Origin of the sequence: Rhodoplanes sp. (assembly GCF_013377085.1) — a bacterium.
Lineage (GTDB): Bacteria > Pseudomonadota > Alphaproteobacteria > Rhizobiales > Xanthobacteraceae > Rhodoplanes.
Map to the genome: position 1 here is coordinate 1 of NZ_JACAAX010000089.1, position 1,919 is coordinate 1,919.

The 1,919-nt window shown below is 67.2% G+C and carries 2 protein-coding genes; both read left to right on the forward strand.

Annotation, left to right across the window (positions count from 1 at the left end):
- Positions 1–1,074, forward strand: a 1,074-nt coding sequence (locus HXX10_RS28915; RefSeq protein WP_296526973.1) for a TIGR03808 family TAT-translocated repetitive protein, incomplete at its 5' end; no start/stop codon positions are given.
- Between the two features lie 350 nt (positions 1,075–1,424).
- The gene (locus HXX10_RS28920; protein WP_296526975.1) at positions 1,425–1,652 is read left to right on the forward strand and encodes a hypothetical protein; all 228 of its coding nucleotides are present in this window, start codon (positions 1,425–1,427) and stop codon (positions 1,650–1,652) included.
- Positions 1,653–1,919: the final 267 nt, after the last annotated feature.

Here is a 1,919-nt window from a genome sequence, read left to right on the forward strand (position 1 = left end):
TGCCGGCTGGTGTTTCTGGGCGGCGCCTCGCTGTTGTCGGCGAGCGGCGCCCGCCGCATCGCGCTCGACGGTCTCGTTCTCGACGGCGGTGGCCGGCCGCTGCCGCAGGACCGCGCCCTCCTCCACTGCGAGCAGGTCGACGCGCTCGCGATCACCAACTGCACGGTCGCCGGGGCGGACGGCACCGCGATCTACGCCTATGCGGCCGGCGGCACGATTTCGGACAACCGCATCACCGACACGGCCGACGTCGCCGTCCAGACCCGCAACGCCACCGGCCTGATGATCACCCGCAACGTGATCGAGCGGGCCGGCAACAACGGCATCCAGGTGTTGCGCTTCGAGGTCGGCCAGGATGGCACCCTGATCACCGACAACCGCATTTCCGGGGTCCGCAACCGGGCCGGGGGGCAAGGCCAGTACGGCAACGGCATCAACGTCTTCCGCACCAACGGCGTGATCGTGCGGGGCAACCGGATCGCCGACTGCGCGTTCTCGGGGGTGCGCGGCAACTCCGCCTCCAACCTGCAGATCGTCGGCAACACCGTGACCAATGTCGGCGAGACGGCGCTCTACTCGGAGTTCCAGTTCGAGGCCGCGATGGTGGCCAACAACATCGTCGACGGCGCCCAGATGGGGATATCGATCGCCAATTTCGCCAGCGGCGGCCGCATCGCCGTCGTCCAGGGCAACATCCTGCGCAACCTCGCCCGCCGCGACGCCAACCCGGACCCGGAGTTCCTGATCGGCGTCGGCATGTATGTCGAGGCCGACACGGCGGCGACCGGCAATGTGGTGGAGCGGGCGAGCGCGGTCGGGATTGCGGTCGGCTGGGGCCCCTATCTGCGCGACGTCGCCCTCACCGGTAACGTGGTGCGGGAGTGCGGGATCGGCATCGGCGTCACCGTGGTGCCGGGAGCGCGCAGTGCGCTCGTGTCGAACAACGTGATCTCCGGCAGCCTGCGCGGCGCGATCGTCGGCCTCGACCACAAGGTCGCGGTGACGGGCGACCTGACGACCGGCGGCGCCGAACGCTACCCACATCTTGCACTTAATGGAAATAAGGTCTCATGAGCGGCGAAAGCGGCGACCTTGCCGCAACGCACGTTGAAAAGTGCATCGCAAAATAGGACCGGGTTTAACCCGAAGGCCGTATCCCACATCAGAAAAACGCCTCTCGTCGGCCAATTATTGCTGGCACAATCCTGGGTACCTCTGTTAGACTAAAGTCCAAGTTGCGGTCGACCATCGCCTCGGCCGGCAACCAATCCAAAAACAGGCAAAGCTACGGGGGATTTTGGCTGTCGCGGCAACGCGACGGGTCATGATCCGAGCAAGCTCGGCACGCGGCATGTTTCGCCCGCGCGCCGGGACGCTTGAACTGTGGCTGCGCCACGTCCGGCGGTGGAAGGGAAAGAAACGCCATGATGAACAGCGGCTGCATCGAGGAGTGGGGATCCGACAGAACCCTCTTCGGCAAACAGCACTGCCCGCGGTGCTCGTATCTTCTGGTGGCCCCGGACGAATCGCATCACGTGGCCGACCGCGTCGTCCGCCACATGTGGAGCTGCGAGGCGTGCGGGACCGGCTTCAGCACCTGGGTGAAGTTCCAGCCCGAGCGCGGCGAGATGCATTGCGCCGAAGCGGCCTGACGGGTCACGAGAGGCCGGCCGCACGGCCGGCAGGCACAGGCGGTTGACGCGGCGGGCGGCGTTCGTCGCGGAGCCATGTGCCTCGAAGCTGCGTAGCCGACGGTCGTGAGATGCTCTATGCCGCGGGCGCTCTATGCCGCGGGCGCTCCGTGACGTGGGCGTTTTTGGGTGTGCGCCCCATATCCGGCGCCGCGCCAAGTGGCGAATTCGCCCGGTGGCGAGCCTGGTCGGTGGCGAGCCTGGTCGGTGGCGAGCCTGGTCGGTGGC